Raw genomic sequence first — 17,074 nt, forward strand, 5'->3', positions numbered from 1 at the left:
ATGCCAAATCAAAAAATTGGTATACGGACAAAACTGAAAATAGTTAAATTATTATGACCAAGCTAATTGAATACGCAGAAGCCAGCGACGAAGTAAGAGCAGTCTATGATGATATTCGGGCAACACGCCAGACAGACTATATCAATAATTTTTGGAAAGCTTTAGCTAATCATCCTCCGACTTTGCAACGCACTTGGCAAGCAATCAAGGAAGTGATGACTAGTCCTGGTGAACTTGATCCGCTGGTACGGGAGTTGATTTATATTGCTGTGAGCGTCACAAATAATTGTGATTACTGTATATCTTCTCACACTGCCGCCGCCCGTGCTAAGGGGATGAACGATGAGATGTTTGGGGAACTAATGGCGATTATTGGCACGGCAAACATGACTAATCGCTTGGCTAATGGTTATAAAATTCCGGTAGATGAACAATTCAAGTTATAACAAGGAGTTGAGTTGAAAAACCTTGTGACTATGTATACCTCAAATGACTAGTTTGAATTATCTATGGCTACCTGCACCAAGCAATGTAAATTTATTAGCAAATGAAGTTCATATCTGGCGAATTGACTTGGATGTAGCCGATTCACAGCTAGATTTTTTCGCTGCAACTTTATCTAGTGATGAACTAGCTCGTGCTAACAGATTCCGTTTTCCAGAACATCGTCAACGTTTTATTGCAGGCCGCGGTAGCTTGAGAAGTATACTGAGCCTTTATTTAAATATCGAGCCGCAACAAGTACGATTTGATTATGAACCTCGTGGTAAACCCATGTTGGCAGATACTTTAGCCACTAGTGGTTTATTGTTTAACTTGTCACATTCTCAGGATTTGGCTTTGTGTGCTGTGAATTACACACGCAAAATTGGTATTGACTTAGAGTATGTGCGTTCTGTATCTGATTTAGAAGCTCTTGCTCAAAGGTTCTTTTTACCACGAGAATATGATTTAGTGCGATCGCTTCCTGCTGATCAACAACAAGCAGTATTTTTCCGCTATTGGACTTGCAAGGAAGCTTATTTAAAAGCCACAGGTGATGGAATCTCGCAGTTAGAACAAGTGGAAATATCTCTCACACCTACACAACAAGCTAAATTACTCACATCCGCAGACTGGAGTCTTGTAGAGTTTACTCCTGCTGAGAATTATTGTGCGGCTGTGGCTGTGGCAGGTTCTGGTTGGGATCTCCAGTGTTGGCAATTCACTACTATTTTTTAATTAATGATTATTTATCTTCCTGCATACTTCTGACAATTTTGGGGACTAGCTTTCTTGGGACGAATCTGACAATCTTAGCGAGAAATTTATTCATCAAACCAGGAATCACCAAGGTTTTGCCTTTCATTAAGGCATCATAACCAATTTGGGCTACAGTTTCAGCATCCATCATTTTCTGACGCTTCACCAGCTTGGAATCAGCCATCCCAGTTCTTTCATGAAAAGCTGATGCTGTTGTACCTGGACACAGCACTGTCACACTTACACCTGTACCTTCTAATTCATTAGCGATCGCTTCCGAAAAAGATAATACATAAGCTTTGGTAGCAAAGTAAACTGCCATCAAAGGCCCTGGTTGAAAAGCAGCAGCTGATGCTACATTTAATATTTTGCCTTCTCCTTGTTTAATCATATCTTTGAGGAATAATTTAGTTAAATGTGTCAGACATACTAAATTAACTTGGAGCATTTCTAGTTCAGCATTCAAGTTGGTGTCACGGAATAATCCATAAGTACCAAAGCCAGCATTATTGACTAGTACATTAACTTGAATATTGGCTTGTTGTAACTCTCTAAAAATTTCTTCTGGTGCTGTTGATACAGCTAAATCTTTGACAATCTCTTTGACAAGAATAGACGATTCTTGTTGAAATTTTGCCGAAATTTCTGTAAGTTTAGCTGCATTTCTATCTACTAATACCAGATTATAATTGTTACGAGCAAAAATGCAGGCTAATTCATACCCAATTCCACTCGCAGCCCCAGTAATGAGAGCAGTTTTTTTGCTCTCTGCTTGGTGTATTGTGTTCATATTAGAAAATTGGTGAATTCAACTGGATTAATTTTTCATGAAGTTACAGCGGTTATCTATTAATCACAATTAAATAACCTTGACGAATAAGTATCTAGGCGATTTATGGGGTCTAAAATTATCAGATACTTTGATGATGCTGGAGTTAGAATTTAAAGCAATGCAGCCATGTCGATTAGTCATTAGGATATTTATTCCTAAATTTCTGCAAAATGAGTAGTACTTAACTTTTATTTTTTATAGATAAGTAAGTAGTTACTCACATAGGATAAATAAACTTTCATGCTGAACAATTTCTATCTTATATTCAACTATCTAATTGATATGTCAGATATGAACCTTTATCTATAAAATCTGATATCCCTCGTTATCTTGGCAACGCAGATATAGATTGATACCATCAAATACGATAAATCATCACTTCTTGCTCAAAGCTCAGAACTATTTCTTGCCAGCAAATTCACAATATTTCTTAGTGTAGAAACAACTCTTTAATTCCTGTACTGCCAATTTCTACTGCTAACGCTGCTAATAAAAAACCGAATAGCTGCGTCACAATTACCGTACCCTCAACCCCAATAAATTTATCAATCTGGTTCGCCAAGCGCAAAATTAACCAAGTGACTAACATCGCCACCACAATACCCAGTACTACACCCAAATGGGGACTCTGGGATTTTGACATTAATAACATCACTGTCGTCAGCGTACCTGGCCCGGCTAATAATGGCAAAGCCAGGGGTGTAATTGCCACATCCCGTCCTGCTTCTTGAATGGGTGTATCTAGTTCTCCTCGCAGCATTTGTAAGGCGATTAACAATAGCAATAACCCGCCAGCTACCTGCAAAGATGCCATACTGACTTCGAGATAACTTAAAATATATTGACCAGCAAAGGCAAATAACAACAGAACTGCGATCGCTACAACACTTCCTTTATCAATCACTTTATTTCTATCTTCTGGTGTCATGCCTTTGGTTAAAGCTAACACTATTGGTACATTGCCGACAGCATCTGCCAAAACAAATACCGCAATGAATGTTTGCACAAAAACGGAGGTATCCACAGTAGCGCGAGTTTATCAAGGTTCGATAACAACTTACCTTGAATTTGGCTCTGTTTTCTAACATCCATAGGAATATTGCCATGAAAAGCGATCGCCTAAAATCAGCTTTTAATATTTCTTTGTCATCTTGTAACACATTTTTCTCACTAGGAATTATAATAGGAATATAAACCGCTTGGGTCCGTAACGGTTTCGACAGGTTGGCGAACGCTACTCTGTGATTCAGGTCGAGAGTGAGTCTCCTCTCGCAAATCAAGGCTCGAAAAAAAAGTAAATGCGAATAACATCGTTAAATTTGCTCGTCGGGAAGCTCTAGTAGCTGCCTAAAACGCCTCTTATAGGTTCGAGCGTCTCTAGTTTGACTCCGTTAAGGATTAGAGACCAACCCCCAACGGATGCTCTAACAAGCGTTCTCTGGTTGGCTTGTTAGCTAAGATTAAATCAGAGCATCCTACGTTCGGGATAATGAACGATTCCCGCCTTGAGGGTCAGAAAGGCTAAACCTGTGAATGAGCGGGGGGTCAATACCCAATTTGGACAGCAGTTCGACTCTGCTCGGATCCACTAAAAATAACCAACTAATCCACCAAACAATTGTTCAGGTGGATTTTGTTTTATTGAGATAGAGAATAAGGAGTAAATTGTTTGTCCCTAATTGAAGACTGTTATAGTAGTTCAAACTAAAATTCAGATAATTTCCCATTGATGAATGCAGTAATTTATTATTCAAAATAATATGAGTATGAATGCCGAACAATTTGCTAGTGATAATTACTCCGGTATTTGTCCAGAAGCACTAGAATATATGCTGCAAGCAAACCTTGGCAGTGCGCCGGCATACGGTAATGATGAATGGACGCAAAAAGTTTCCGACTATTTTCGAGAACTATTTGAAATTAATTGTGAGGTATTTTTTACCTTTAATGGTACAGCCGCAAATTCTTTATCTTTAGCAGCATTATGTCAGTCTTATCATAGTGTGATTTGTCATGAGACGGCGCATATAGAAACAGATGAATGTGGTGCGCCAGAATTTGCTTCTAACGGTTCTAAACTGCTATTAGCTCCAGGAGAAAATGGCAAGTTAACAGCGCAAAGCATAGAAGCCATTGTCACCAAGCGTCAAGATATTCATTATCCTAAACCTAAAGTTATTAGTATTACCCAATCAACAGAATTAGGCACTGTATATTCTATTGCCGAACTTTTGGAGATTAAAGAAGTTGCTCAAAAATATAAATTAAAAATTCACATGGATGGCGCTCGGTTTGCAAATGCTGTGGCGGCGATGAATAAAACACCCGCAGAAATAACCTGGAAAAGTGGTGTGGATGTGTTGTGTTTTTGCGGGACAAAAAATGGGATGGCTTTAGGAGAAGCAATTCTGTTTTTTAATAAAGCCTTAGCCGAAGATTTTGATTATCGCTGCAAGCAAGCAGGACAATTAGCTTCTAAAATGCGGTTTATTTCTGCCCCTTGGTTGGGTTTGTTGGAAACAGGTGCATGGCTCAAAAATGCCCGCCATGCAAACCAGTGTGCAGAATATTTAGAAAATCAACTATTACAAATAGATGGTGTAGAAATCATGTTTACACGGGAAGCTAATGCTGTATTTGTCAAATTGCCAGAGCAGGCTATTCAAAAGTTAAAAGATAAGAATTGGCAATTTTATACATTTATCGGTGTCGGCGGAGTGCGTTTTATGTGTTCTTGGAATACAACTAAAACAAGAATGGATGAGTTAGTGAGAGATATTCAGGCAGCGATCGCTTAAACTAATACAGCAAGGCACAATTAAAAAGGCTTTTTCTACTAATCTTGACCAGTGCAGCAGCCAGAATACAAAATACTTGTACAAGTAATACTCAGTAATACAAACCTTTTCTTCAGAAATATAAGCTTTTTAACTAGAATCCATTGACTTTTGACTATGGACTATTAACTCTTGACTATCAACTAGCTCTTATATGTCAAAATCAAGATAAATTAGTACAGAAAGGTGAGCGATCGCTCTGAAAGCTAGATAAAGGATTGACCTGAGCAATGGCAGATGAAACCAATCACAATCAAGTTCCCAGCACCAGCGAACCAGTAGCCACAGATTTACCTACTGCCAACACACCAGACCCCAAAGCAGCCAACTCCAAAGTTAACCCTAACGCTGCTCAACCCGCAGATGGAGCAGAAAAACCCGCCGCTAAAGCCGCCAAAAAAGAGAAAGCTCCAGCCGTTGAAGATAAACCATTTCCAGAGTTTATCCAGCAGGAGTACTTACCAGCTTTGCAAAAGGCGATCGCGGAGGAAGGCGTAAAAGATTTACAATTATCTTTTGCCAAACAAAAACTACCCATCGCTGGCTTACCAGCAGACGAAGAATACTGGCAAGTTATCGGCAGTTGGCAAAATGGTCAGCGTCAATTTAACGTTTATTTCCCCGATGAAGATATTCAAGGGCAAAAAGGATTTTCCTGCAACGAAGGCAAAAAAACCAGCACTCTTGAGTCATTCTTAATTGACGAACGCAAAACCACCCTTGACTTGTTGGTATTTGGTTTAGTACGGCGTTTGAACAGTCAAAAATGGTTAGGTAGAAATTAGATATTCTACAAAGAATAACTCCGTAAACTATTGTTACAAAGTAATCCTTTGTTTTGCCAAAGGAAACACATCTCAGGAAGTAAGAGAAAGAAACTGATTTTAGCTTTCCTCTTGCCTCCTGCGATTTTTTTAATCTCGTTTTGGCTACTAACACTATGAGAAGTGCAACAGATTTTAAATTATTTTTATTTAAAAAAAATACAAAATTTAACCAGCAAATAGCCTGATTTGGAAGTAGTATAAATTCAAGCCTCAGTTCTAGATAAAATCAGTGAAATAGAGTCAGATAAAATACTCTAAATTTCATGGATAGTGTAGCTGCCAAAATTATGGTAATTAGCACATTATTTTATGACTGATAGGCTAAATTCATTGCTGTTAATTAGGAGTTATTGATATGTTTCAAGTTTGGAAAAATCGGCTATGGAAATTATTTTTGGTAGTCACTCTAACTATAACAATGCTTGTTCCTGGAAATGATGCCTTAGCTTTAATTACCGAACAAATGGGTGTTCTATCCAAAATTGGTATGCAACCACCCATAGTCTTAGCACTCCCTACAAGCAGTTACTTGCGCTTAAAATCTATAAAGAATTTTAGTACTAAACCTGGTCAAGTATATATCAATGTTCAAGAAACTGGACAAACTCTGGGGCCAATAGCAATTGCTCCAGGACAAGAATTACCACTTACTCTTAATTCCTGTTTTAGTAATCTAGTGACTGTAAAATTTGTTGAAGCTACTACAAAATACCAAGGGCAGAAAACAGTTTCTGTTGCGAATTCTATAATTACACCGTTGCAACCACTTGATTATGGATCTTACAAAATGAATTATGAAGTTAATGTGGTAGGCTGCCCATAGTTATATAAATTACATGGTTGAGTATGTTTATAAAACTGGGTAAATAGCAGAAAAACTCTTCCTTCAAGAATAAACCCAGCAATATTTAGCTCAGAGAAAATTCAATATAGTTCAGTTAAAGGTAGCCGTTACTTTACAAGGCGCGGCTACTTGAACAATGTCTGTAAGTTGGGAATTTATTCTGCCATCAGCTTCATCTTGTCGGTTTAGTAAAACAATATTAATCTAAGCACAGTGTTAGAAAAAATTCCTAACATTATTCCGTTTTAATTATTTATATATTAAATAGCTTGATTGAATCCAATTAATAATTATCTTATGTACAAATAATTATGAAAAATTACATATTTACCTCTTGCATCATTAGTGCAACAATCTGGTGCAGTCTACCTTTTATGGACTTATCTCAGGCTCAAATTGTTCCTGATACAACCTTACCCAAAAATTCTGCTGTTGCACCGCTAGATAATATGAACAAATGGAAAATTACAGAGGGGACTTTAGCAGGTAATAACCTTTTTCATAGTTTTCAGCAATTTATTATTCCTGAAATGCACACAGCAGATTTTGTCAATCCTAGTGCAAATATTCAAAATATTTTAGTTCGAGTAACTGGTGGAAGCCGTTCTGATATTTTTGGAACTCTCAAAACTTCTGGAATTGGTAGTCCAAACTTATTTTTGCTGAATCCTCATGGAATCTTATTTGGCCCTAATGCTAGTTTAAATGTTGGTGGCTCATTTGTAGCTACAACAGCAAATGCGATCGCATTTGGTAATCAAGGTTCTTTCAGCGCATCTGTTCCCAATAATCCAGCATTGCTCACGGTTAATCCTTCGGCTTTTTTATTCAACCAAATTGTTAGTTCTTCTATTATCAATCAATCTACATATCAAAACCCATATACACAATCTGTAGTTGGTCTATCAGTTCCTAATGGTAAAAGTTTATTATTACTAGGTGGTAATGTTTCTTTAGATGGCGGAAATTTATCTGCTCCAGGTGGACGAATTGAGTTAGGCGCAGTAAAAGGAGAGGGAAGTGTAGAACTGAATGCAAATAATCAGAATCTGCATTTGAGTTATCCTCAGAACTTAGCGCGAGGAGATATTTCAATTATCAATGGATCTGCAAATGTAGTATCTAATGGTGGCGGTAGTTTGACTATCAATGCCAGAAATTTAGAAATTACAAGAAGTAATCTGACAAATGGTATTATCGGCGATGGAACTCAGGCGGGAGATATTACCCTTAATGCAACGGAAAGGATAAATATTAGACAGAGTACCATTAGCAATAATCTTGGAGAAATTTTTTTGTTAGCTAATGGTAATACTGGTGGTGTTTATATCAAGGCTAAGTCATTTTTCTTAAGTGATAGTTTTATTAGGAGTGATATTGGAGCATTTTTATCTTCAGCCAGAGGCAATACAAACGGGGTTCATATTCAGGCAGAGTCACTATCACTTAATAACAGTAACATTAGTAGTGATGTTAATGATGGTTCGATGGGCAATACTGGCGGTATTCAAATTGTGGCTGATTCGGTTTATATAAATAGCGACATATCAAGTAGCCCGACTGGATTAAGTGCTATCACTTTAGGGAGTGGCACTACAAATGGAGTATTTATAGAAGTAAACAATTCTCTTGTGTTAAAAAATAGTTTCATCAACACTCGTTCTAATAATAATAGCACTGGTAATGCTGGCAATATTAATATCCAAGCTAGAGACATATTTTTAACTGATGCTTCTTCTTTGGACACATCTTCATCGAGTACTGGCTCTGCTGGCAATATAGTAATTAATACTCAAGGACTTTTTTTGGATAATAGAAGTTCGATTAGAAGTGAAACCAATGGCATTGCTAATCCAGGACTAATTGATATTACGGCTAGGACTTTAACTTTAGCGAATGGTGCTGCAATTTTATCCAGAACCACTGGTTCAAAAAATGGAGGAAACATTCAAATTAATGCCAGTGAGTCAATCAAACTGATAGGATTTTCTCCAGATTCACAATCAGGATTATTGATTTCAGGGTTCTTTACTAGCACTGAGAATGAAAGGAATCTTACAGCATCTGGGAATGCAGGTAATATTGATATTAAAACTAGAAGTTTGCAGGTAAGAGATGGAGCAGTCATCAGCGCCCGTAGTAGAAGTGTTGGTGACGGAGGTAACATTAATATTATTGCTAACACCGTTGATTTGGCTGGTGGCGGTCAAATTGTTACTAGTGCTTTCAATAATGGCAATGCAGGTAACATCACTCTCGAAGCAAAAAATGGAGTGAGAATTACTAGTAGCGAGCCGACTTTTGCAGCGCGTGTGGAACAATTTGGCAGTGAATCAATTGATAATGATGGTGCTAATAGTGGTTTGTTTGCTCGTGTGCGAGGTACTGAACGCGCCAATGCTGGCAACATCACAGTAAATGCTCGTTCTTTACAACTTAATAATCAGGGAACAATCACCACTGGAACAACCGCTGGTGAAGGCGGAAATATTAATCTCAATATTAGAGATATTGTATTACTGCGAAATAATAGTAGTATTTCCGCCAATGCGGGTACTGCTAACGCCGGGGGTAATGGGGGAAATATCAGTATAAACACTAAATTTTTAATTGCTATTCCTGGTGAAAATAGCGACATTAGCGCCAATGCTTTTAATGGTAGAGGTGGCAGAGTAGATATTACAGCCCAAAGTATTTTTGGGATTGCGTCACGTTTCAGAGATACTAACTTTAGTGACATTACTGCTAGTTCTCAACTAGGAATCAATGGAGAAGTTACTATTACTACCCCACAAGTTGATCCTATCCAAGGCTTAAGTGAATTGCCTACCACAGTGGTTGATAGCTCAACATTACTGGCAGCTGATTGTTCAAAAGACGAAGAGAATGACAATAGCCAATTTATTGTGACAGGACGTGGTGGATTACCTGACAATCCGTATGAAGTGCTTGGTAGTGATATTTTGTGGTCAGATACTCGCGGTAGAGAGATTGTCGCGATGAAAAATCAACCTGTAATGACGAAATCACCTTCTGTAAACAAAACTGTGGCAATTGTACCTGCCAATGGTTGGGTGTTCAACGGCGCGGGAGAAGTTACTCTCATTTCTGATGTATCTGGGGCGGCTGATAATCCTGTAAAATCGAATGCTTACGCTTGCCCCAAAGCAACAGCGATGAAATAATTGCCGATAGTTCAAATTTGCAGGGAAAAAGCTTGAAGTATTGTTGCAACTCTTAACGTTTCACATACCAGTTTTCCGCTGCCCCTTGGTAGACTGAAATTTATACAAATTAATTATTGTCCTTTGCTGCGCCTTATGAGAGCATTACTTTTGGTTCTCTGGCGTAATCAAGATAATACACTCGTGGCAATCAAGACATGGTAGATTCCCTCAAAAAACCAGGCTTTGAAGAAATACGGCCAGGGATTAAAGTCCCGGCAAAAGAAACCTTATTAACACCACGGTTTTATACTACCGATTTTGATGAGATGGCACGGATGGACATCTCTGTAAATGAAGATGAGTTACAAGCCATCTTAGAAGAGTTCCGCACTGACTATAATCGCCATCACTTCGTTCGGGATGCCGAGTTTGAACAATCCTGGGATCACATCGACGGGGAAACTCGCCAGTTGTTCATTGAATTTCTAGAGCGTTCTTGTACAGCAGAATTTTCCGGCTTCTTGCTGTATAAGGAATTAGGCCGCCGCTTAAAAGATAAAAGCCCCGTCTTAGCTGAGTGTTTCAACCTGATGTCACGGGATGAAGCACGTCACGCTGGCTTTTTGAACAAAGCGATGTCAGACTTTAATTTGTCTCTAGATTTAGGGTTTTTGACAAAGAGCCGTAATTACACTTTCTTCAAACCCAAATTCATTTTCTACGCCACCTATCTTTCCGAAAAAATCGGTTATTGGCGTTATATCACTATTTATCGTCATCTAGAAGCGCATCCCGAAGACAGAATTTATCCAATTTTCCGGTTCTTTGAAAATTGGTGTCAGGATGAAAACCGTCATGGTGATTTCTTTGATGCCATCATGAGAGCGCAGCCACAAATGCTGAATGATTGGAAAGCAAAACTGTGGAGTCGGTTTTTCTTATTGTCTGTGTTTGTGACGATGTATCTCAATGACATCCAGCGCAAAGACTTTTACGCTTCTATTGGTTTAGATGCACGGGAATATGATATCTACGTCATCAAGAAAACCAATGAAACAGCAGGTAGAGTTTTCCCAGTGATTTTGGATGTGGAAAATCCAGAGTTTTACGATCGCCTGGATTTATGTATTCAGAATAACGAAAAATTGGGTGCGATCGCTAACTCTAATACACCCAAGTTCTTACAATTCTTCCAGAAGTTGCCATTATACATCTCCAATGGTTGGCACTTCTTGAAGTTGTACTTGATGAAGCCAATTGATGCGGCTACTGCTCATGGAATGGCTCGTTAGATTTCCAAGATAATTTGATGGGCATGGTATTAGTTAAATACCATGCTTTTTTTATAGCTTTTTACCTTCCTATTTCTCTGTAACTTACTGAAGTTATAGCGTTAGTCTTCATAAGTTTTTGATTTTAATATCAATAATTTTGCCCTTGTGGTAGTAGCTAAATTTATAGATAGTAGAAAAAACTTGATATTGAAGACAATGAAATTACCCTTAAAAATTTCTACTGTTGTTGCAAGCCTGACAATTTTAGCATTTCCTGCTAATGCTGAAGCCTCACAATCAGTAATGAAAAATATGAGATTTTTTATCACTAGTGAAAATTTATTGATTGCTGCAAATATTCAAAGTGGCTCTGCTTGCTCTTTAAACCAAGGCATTTCAGTTACAAAAATGTCTGGGTTTAAAACAATAGAAAAAGGCAATAGTAATGTAAGGGTTTCAGGCAAAGTCGAAAGTTTTCTTTCAATTAAAAATAATGAGATATCACCAGTCTCAGGGAAATTTCAAAGTAATGCTAGAGTTCGTACTGCTGATTGGTTAATTAGAAATACACAGTATTACCCAGAATTTCTGAGCGCAATGACAGATTGCACAAGAGAAGGAGGATTAAAAAGAATGCAATTAGACGCTCCTTCACCTTGAAATAATGAAAAGCGTCAACAGCAAATCAATTTAGCTGTTTCAAGCAGGATGAAAGTAATCGTAAATTTCCTGCGCTAGTCGTGGGCCTATTCCTGCAACTTCGGAAGTTCAGATAGGCCTTTTTTTCTTTTACTGTTCGCTTTTCTCGACAGGTAACTTTGTTAACTGAACCGTATTGAGTTATAAGTTATAGAGTTAGAAATATTTTGTTGTAGTCTACATTTACTCAGATTCTCAACATATTATTTATACAAATTTGAATAATGATGGCGACAAAAAGATTACTGAAAATCCCCCCAGTAAAATCTTCCACAATATGGAATCAAAAGTTTAAAATCCAAAATAGTATTATGTTATAATGTTTTACTCAGACGTTTAGAACAGTATTTTAGTAATTTTTATGGAGGAAGCAAAACTAAAATTTGCTGATTTATTTGCTGGAATTGGAGGTTTTAGATTAGCTTTTGAAAAAGCTGAGTATGAATGTGTATTTTCCTGCGAAATTAATGAAGCCTGCCGACAGGTTTATTTTAATAATTTTGGAGATATACCGGAATATGATATTAGAAAGATTGATATACAAAACTTACCTCACTTTGATGTTTTAACAGCGGGGTTTCCTTGCCAACCTTTTAGTATTTGCGGAAGAAGAAAAGGTTTTCACGATACTAGAGGTACTCTATTTTTCCATATTTGCGAAATTATTGAACATATTAAGCCTCCTGTTGTTGTACTTGAAAATGTTAAGCATATATTACATCATGATCAAGGAAAAACATTAGAAGTTATCTTATATTCCTTAGAATATATCGGTTATGAAGTAAATTACGAGATCCTTAACTCTAAGGATTTTGGATTGCCACAAAATAGAGAAAGAGTAGTATTTGTGGCTACGAAAAATAGAAAATTTGATTTTGGTTTTCTCAAAAAAACTTATCCGTTTCCTACTCTAAAAGAATTTTTGTGTACTGGGGGAGATTTTGAATATTTAAATCCTCAAGATTACACAATGATAGAAAATCCCAAACAACAAGCCTCTGGCTTAATTTTTGTAGGTTATCGCAATAAAAATATTTGGAAAACAGGTATTAGACCAAACACAGAACATTTATCTAGAGTTCATCATCAACCGAATAGAATATATTCTATTAAAGGTGTACATCCAACAATACCTTCTCAAGAGACTTCCGGTAGATTTTTTATTTATATCCCCGAAGAAAAAGCTGTTCGGAAATTAACTATTAGAGAGTGTTATAGAATTATGGGTTTCCCTAATAATTTTAAAATCCATAGTAATTTAGGAGAGTGTTATAAGCAAATAGGTAATTCTGTGGCTATACCAGTAATGTATGAACTTGCTAATCAAATTAAGAAACAATTCTTTGAAAATTCAAATATTGAAAATGTAATCCCTAATCATTATAAAAATTCTTATATTGAGCCACATATTCAACTAGAATTGCCCCTTTGATAATGAATCATAGAGAAAAACTTCTAGAAATTTATCAAAATCTACCTGAAATTGAAATTAATCAAATTCAATTACCTGAAGAATATCAAAGTTATCTTGTGGAAATTGCTAAAAAAAGCTTTAGCAGCAAAGGTGCTTATACTGTATTGGTTACTATCTTAGTACATAAAATTTTAAATCCAGCACAGGATATTCGATACCACCAAGCCAAAATGACTGGTGGTTTCTCAGGAAGAAGTATAGATACAAAGTATATTACTCCTACATTAACAGAGTTAGGCTTACCCGCAATGGCTGAAAGTGGTTGGTTAACTCGTTCTTTAGAACAACCTTATCCCTATACATTAGAATATGAAGGCAAAATAACTCCTGTGTCTTTAAAAAAGCATTTCTGAATGTTATTGATTTTGTGCAAAAATATCCTGAAAAATCAGAAGATATATTGAAATTACTACTGAAATTAATCAAATCAGCTAAGGATGATAACTTGGTTGAAATTATTAAATTAACAAATCCGGAAAAACTAAATATAAAAAGTATATTCCAAGCTTTAGATGAGCATTTCAACTATAACTATGAAACTTTTGGTGGCTCAAAATTACCTGTTATTGCTTTCTATGCTATCTATCAAATTTTGATGAGGGAAATCTCCAGATATAAGTCATGTAAACTGGGAATATTAGGTAGTCATACAGCTTCTGATAGAACTTCTAAGACTGCTGGAGATATTGAAATATTTGACAAAAATAACCATCTTGTTGAAGCTATAGAAGTAAAATATGGTCAAGAAATAACTTTACAAATTGTCTATCGTGCTAGACAGAAGATTATTAAATACAATCCTGGTAGATATTATATTTTTGCTTCAAAGGATATTAAGCAATCAGAAGCAGAAGAAATTAACAATCTCATTACACAAATTTCATCTGAACACGGCTGTCAGGTAATCCTAAATGGAATTATCCCGACAATAAAATACTATTTACGATTAATCGAGTCCATCAATGATTTTATTGAAGGATACTCTCAGTTGATAGCGTCGGATAATGAACTACAAAAAATACACAAAGAAAAATGGAATGATATTTTAAACAGATTAATGATTGATGAATGAAAGAAATTTGGCTTATTCACGAGGGATGAAAGTAATCGTAAATTTCCTGCGCTAGTCTTGTCCCAATTCCCGCAACTTCGGCGAGTTGTGCGGGTGTAGCTTGGCGGATATAATCGACTGAGCGAAAATGTCCTAATAGTTGCTTTTGGCGATGATGTCCTAAGCCGGAGATTTCATCTAAACGCGATCGCCTCAGTTTATCACTGCGTTGTTGACGATGGAAACTCACAGCAAACCGATGGGCTTCATCTCGTAACCGTCTGAGTAATTGGACTCCTGGTTGTTCTGCTTTGGTTGGTAAGGGTTGTGACTCTCCCGGTAAAAAAATCTCTTCGCGCTGTTTTGCCAAACTGACAACCCGCAAGTCTTCTAGTAAGTTCATCTCTTGCAAAACAGCGACGACTGAAGACAGCTGACCTTTACCGCCATCAATCATAATTAAATCAGGCCAGTCAGGATTTCCGGCGCGTGGTAGTTGGGTATCTTCGCTATACTTGCGAAACCGCCGTTGAATCACTTCAGCTAAACTGGCAAAATCATCAGAATGACCAATTGTGACGGTGGGATTTTTAATTTTGTAATGGCGATAGTATTGCTTACCCGGTAAACCATCGATAAATACAACTTGGGAAGCAACAGCATTAGAACCTTGGATGTGGGAAATGTCGTAACCTTCAATGCGGTGGGGTAAGTCTGGTAAGTCGAGAATATCAGCTAAATCTTGCATAGCTTGATTATTACGATCGCCCAATTTTTGCATTCTTTGTAATTCGTATTGGGCGTTACGCTCGACCATCTCAATTAATTCTGCCTTAGTTTGGCGCTGAGGCGTGAAAATTGTGACTTTTCTACCCTTACGCTGAGTTAAAACATCCGCTAATATTTCTGCGTCGGGTAAATCATGCTGTACCAAAATTTCGGCGGGAATTTCCACCGCATCAGCAGTTTGATAATGTTCTTCTAAAACGCGTTGTAAAATTGCACCTGGTTCAGCTTGTGCATCAGCGACAAACGCTAAACGTCCGACTAATTGTCCAGCGCGAATTTGAAATAATTGAATGCAGGCGTGTTGTGTATCGGCGGCTAAAGCTATGGCATCCCGCGAAACTGTATCATCTGGTAAAGATACTTTTTGATCCGCCGTCAGAGATTTTAAACCAGAAATTTGGTCACGTATCCGCGCCGCCGATTCAAAATTTAAAGCTTCGGCGGCTGTTTGCATTTGTTCGGTCAAAATATCAATTAATTCCTGAGTTCTACCTTGAAACACCATCGCCACTTTCTGCACAGTTTTGCGGTATTCTTCTGGGGAAATCAATTGTTGACAGACACCAGGACAACGCCCCATATCATAATTTAAACAGGGACGGTCTTTAAATAAAGGTTGTGGTCGTTGTCGCAAAGAAAAGATGCGCTTACTAATGCGGAGGATTTCTCTTAATAAACCTGTATCTGTATAAGGCCCGTAGAATTTATCTTTTTCTTTACCTAGTTGGCGTTTGCGCGTGATGAAGATGCGGGGATAGTTTTCTGACCAAGTGATACAAAGATATGGATATTTTTTATCATCTTTGAGCAGTACATTAAAATATGGCTGGTGCTGCTTGATTAAATTTGCTTCCAACGCCAAAGCTTCGGCTTCGGTATCAGTGACAATAAATTCAATTTCTGTTACTTGTCTCGCCATTGTGGCGATGCGTTCGCTTTTATTGTAACCTTCACGAAAATAAGAACGGACACGCGATCGCAATTTCCGTGACTTACCTATATATATAATGCGATCGCTGCCATCCCGCATAAAATAAACTCCTGGTTCCGGTGGGATTTCAGCTAGTCGGCTTTCTAGACGCTCTGGATCTTTAACCAGTGGTAGTATTTGAGCAGATGTTGTCACAATTAAATTTTTGGTAATCTGACATTTTTACCTATCTCTATTTTAAGAAATAAATTGTCCGTTGCGGAATCTGAAGATAAAAGAGAACAGATAACGTGTAAGGGTATAAAAGCACTTAGCCCCGACGAATGAAATTTGCGGCTAGAAAAACAAAGTCCGCTTACGCGGACTAACGCAAAATCAAAGATAAAGAACCCGCCTGCGCGGGTTTTGTCTGTGTAGCCGCGACTTCAGTCGCTGGGTACAAGATATGTATATACATTAATTAACTAGCCATCGCCACTGACTTTTTGCGACTGGGACGCTTACGGTCTGATTTTTTCTTGAATCCTACAGCTTGTGCTTGATCACTATCTGAACCATATTGTCCCCGCACAACTTCCTTCATAGCTAATACCGCATTGTGAAATTCCCACTCGGCTAATCTCGCCGCATCAGTCGCCGCACGGTATAAAGCGAGTTTTTCATTTTCGACTTGTTGCAGCGTTAACATTTTTTGATAAGCTACTTGCAACTTTTCTTCTGTGGCATCAGCACGGGTGGTTGTGTAGTTGATAATCGTTTGCAAACCGTGTAAGGAAGTGGTGTCTTGAGTAATTGTCTGGCGAGATAAACGACGTGTAGTATCTTGAGTAGGCATGAGTGTTTCCGTATAAGGATACATATTTAACGTACCCATTGCAACTAAAAAAATATCAGTAATATAAATTTTTTAGCGAGGATAATATTTAAAGTAATTGTGCAGTTTGATTGCAAACTGGTACATTATGAATGTGAGTCGTTACATTCACAATGTGAACTGTCGCATTTATAATGCAAGCGATCGCAATTAAAATGTGAGCGATCGCATTCACAATGTAAGTCTCTACATTCGTTATGTAGGTAATTATATTTACATAACAAGCAAAATTT

Annotated in this window: 15 protein-coding genes and 1 other RNA gene; 12 read left to right on the top strand and 4 right to left on the bottom strand. The window is 37.5% G+C overall.

The features are described from left to right. The first annotated feature begins 53 nt into the window (after window positions 1–53). A complete protein-coding gene (locus tag NOS7107_RS06725) occupies window positions 54–446 on the top strand; it encodes a carboxymuconolactone decarboxylase family protein (protein WP_015112226.1) in 393 nt (130 codons plus the stop codon). Window positions 447–489: 43 nt separating this feature from the next. Continuing rightward, window positions 490–1,221 carry a 4'-phosphopantetheinyl transferase HetI gene (gene hetI / locus NOS7107_RS06730; protein ID WP_015112227.1) on the top strand — a complete coding sequence of 244 codons (732 nt, stop codon included), beginning with the start codon at window positions 490–492 and terminating at the stop codon, window positions 1,219–1,221. Between the two features lie 7 nt (window positions 1,222–1,228). Here the strand turns inward: hetI and NOS7107_RS06735 are convergent, their stop codons facing one another. Together NOS7107_RS06735 and NOS7107_RS06740 are read right to left on the bottom strand one after the other, a co-directional pair. After that, the gene (locus tag NOS7107_RS06735) at window positions 1,229–2,032 is read right to left on the bottom strand and encodes an SDR family oxidoreductase (RefSeq protein WP_015112228.1); all 804 of its coding nucleotides are present in this window, start codon (window positions 2,030–2,032) and stop codon (window positions 1,229–1,231) included. Between the two features lie 472 nt (window positions 2,033–2,504). Beyond that, entirely contained in the window at window positions 2,505–3,098 is a 594-nt protein-coding gene (locus NOS7107_RS06740) for a MarC family protein (RefSeq protein WP_015112229.1), read from the bottom strand. A gap of 177 nt (window positions 3,099–3,275) precedes the next feature. Between NOS7107_RS06740 and ssrA the strand changes: the two genes are divergently transcribed. The 10 genes from ssrA (at window position 3,276) to NOS7107_RS29305 (ending at window position 14,268) form a co-directional block, all read left to right on the top strand. Beyond that, window positions 3,276–3,665, top strand: a transfer-messenger RNA (tmRNA) gene (ssrA, locus tag NOS7107_RS27670). A gap of 169 nt (window positions 3,666–3,834) precedes the next feature. Beyond that, a complete protein-coding gene (locus NOS7107_RS06745; RefSeq protein WP_015112230.1) occupies window positions 3,835–4,872 on the top strand; it encodes a low specificity L-threonine aldolase in 1,038 nt (345 codons plus the stop codon). Between the two features lie 269 nt (window positions 4,873–5,141). Next, window positions 5,142–5,696: a DUF2996 domain-containing protein gene (locus NOS7107_RS06750; RefSeq protein WP_015112231.1), complete on the top strand. Its 555-nt coding sequence runs from the start codon at window positions 5,142–5,144 to the stop codon at window positions 5,694–5,696. 397 nt (window positions 5,697–6,093) lie between these two features. Further along, window positions 6,094–6,561, top strand: coding sequence for a hypothetical protein (locus tag NOS7107_RS06755; RefSeq protein ID WP_015112232.1), 468 nt, complete (start codon window positions 6,094–6,096; stop codon window positions 6,559–6,561). Between the two features lie 395 nt (window positions 6,562–6,956). Then, window positions 6,957–9,767: a filamentous hemagglutinin N-terminal domain-containing protein gene (locus tag NOS7107_RS06760; RefSeq protein WP_044499776.1), complete on the top strand. Its 2,811-nt coding sequence runs from the start codon at window positions 6,957–6,959 to the stop codon at window positions 9,765–9,767. A gap of 197 nt (window positions 9,768–9,964) precedes the next feature. Next, the gene (acsF, locus tag NOS7107_RS06765) at window positions 9,965–11,041 is read left to right on the top strand and encodes a magnesium-protoporphyrin IX monomethyl ester (oxidative) cyclase (protein WP_015112234.1); all 1,077 of its coding nucleotides are present in this window, start codon (window positions 9,965–9,967) and stop codon (window positions 11,039–11,041) included. A gap of 198 nt (window positions 11,042–11,239) precedes the next feature. Then, window positions 11,240–11,683, top strand: a complete 444-nt coding sequence (locus NOS7107_RS06770; protein WP_015112235.1) for a hypothetical protein — start codon at window positions 11,240–11,242, stop codon at window positions 11,681–11,683. A 400-nt stretch (window positions 11,684–12,083) separates the two neighbouring features. Next, window positions 12,084–13,154: a DNA cytosine methyltransferase gene (locus tag NOS7107_RS29295; protein ID WP_253274520.1), complete on the top strand. Its 1,071-nt coding sequence runs from the start codon at window positions 12,084–12,086 to the stop codon at window positions 13,152–13,154. Window positions 13,155–13,156: 2 nt separating this feature from the next. Next, complete coding sequence (locus NOS7107_RS29300) at window positions 13,157–13,549, top strand: hypothetical protein (RefSeq protein WP_253274521.1); 393 nt, start codon at window positions 13,157–13,159, stop codon at window positions 13,547–13,549. Between the two features lie 14 nt (window positions 13,550–13,563). Then, on the top strand, window positions 13,564–14,268 hold the full coding sequence (locus NOS7107_RS29305; protein WP_253274522.1) for a hypothetical protein: 705 nt from the start codon (window positions 13,564–13,566) through the stop codon (window positions 14,266–14,268). 16 nt (window positions 14,269–14,284) lie between these two features. Here the strand turns inward: NOS7107_RS29305 and uvrC are convergent, their stop codons facing one another. Both uvrC and NOS7107_RS06785 read right to left on the bottom strand, forming a co-directional pair. Further along, window positions 14,285–16,162 carry an excinuclease ABC subunit UvrC gene (gene uvrC, locus NOS7107_RS06780; protein WP_015112236.1) on the bottom strand — a complete coding sequence of 626 codons (1,878 nt, stop codon included), beginning with the start codon at window positions 16,160–16,162 and terminating at the stop codon, window positions 14,285–14,287. Between the two features lie 265 nt (window positions 16,163–16,427). Next, window positions 16,428–16,802 (bottom strand): hypothetical protein, encoded by a 375-nt coding sequence (locus NOS7107_RS06785; protein WP_044500576.1) that lies wholly within the window; start codon window positions 16,800–16,802, stop codon window positions 16,428–16,430. Window positions 16,803–17,074 lie beyond the last annotated feature (272 nt).

The sequence above is a fragment of the Nostoc sp. PCC 7107 genome, assembly GCF_000316625.1.
GTDB lineage: Bacteria > Cyanobacteriota > Cyanobacteriia > Cyanobacteriales > Nostocaceae > Nostoc_B.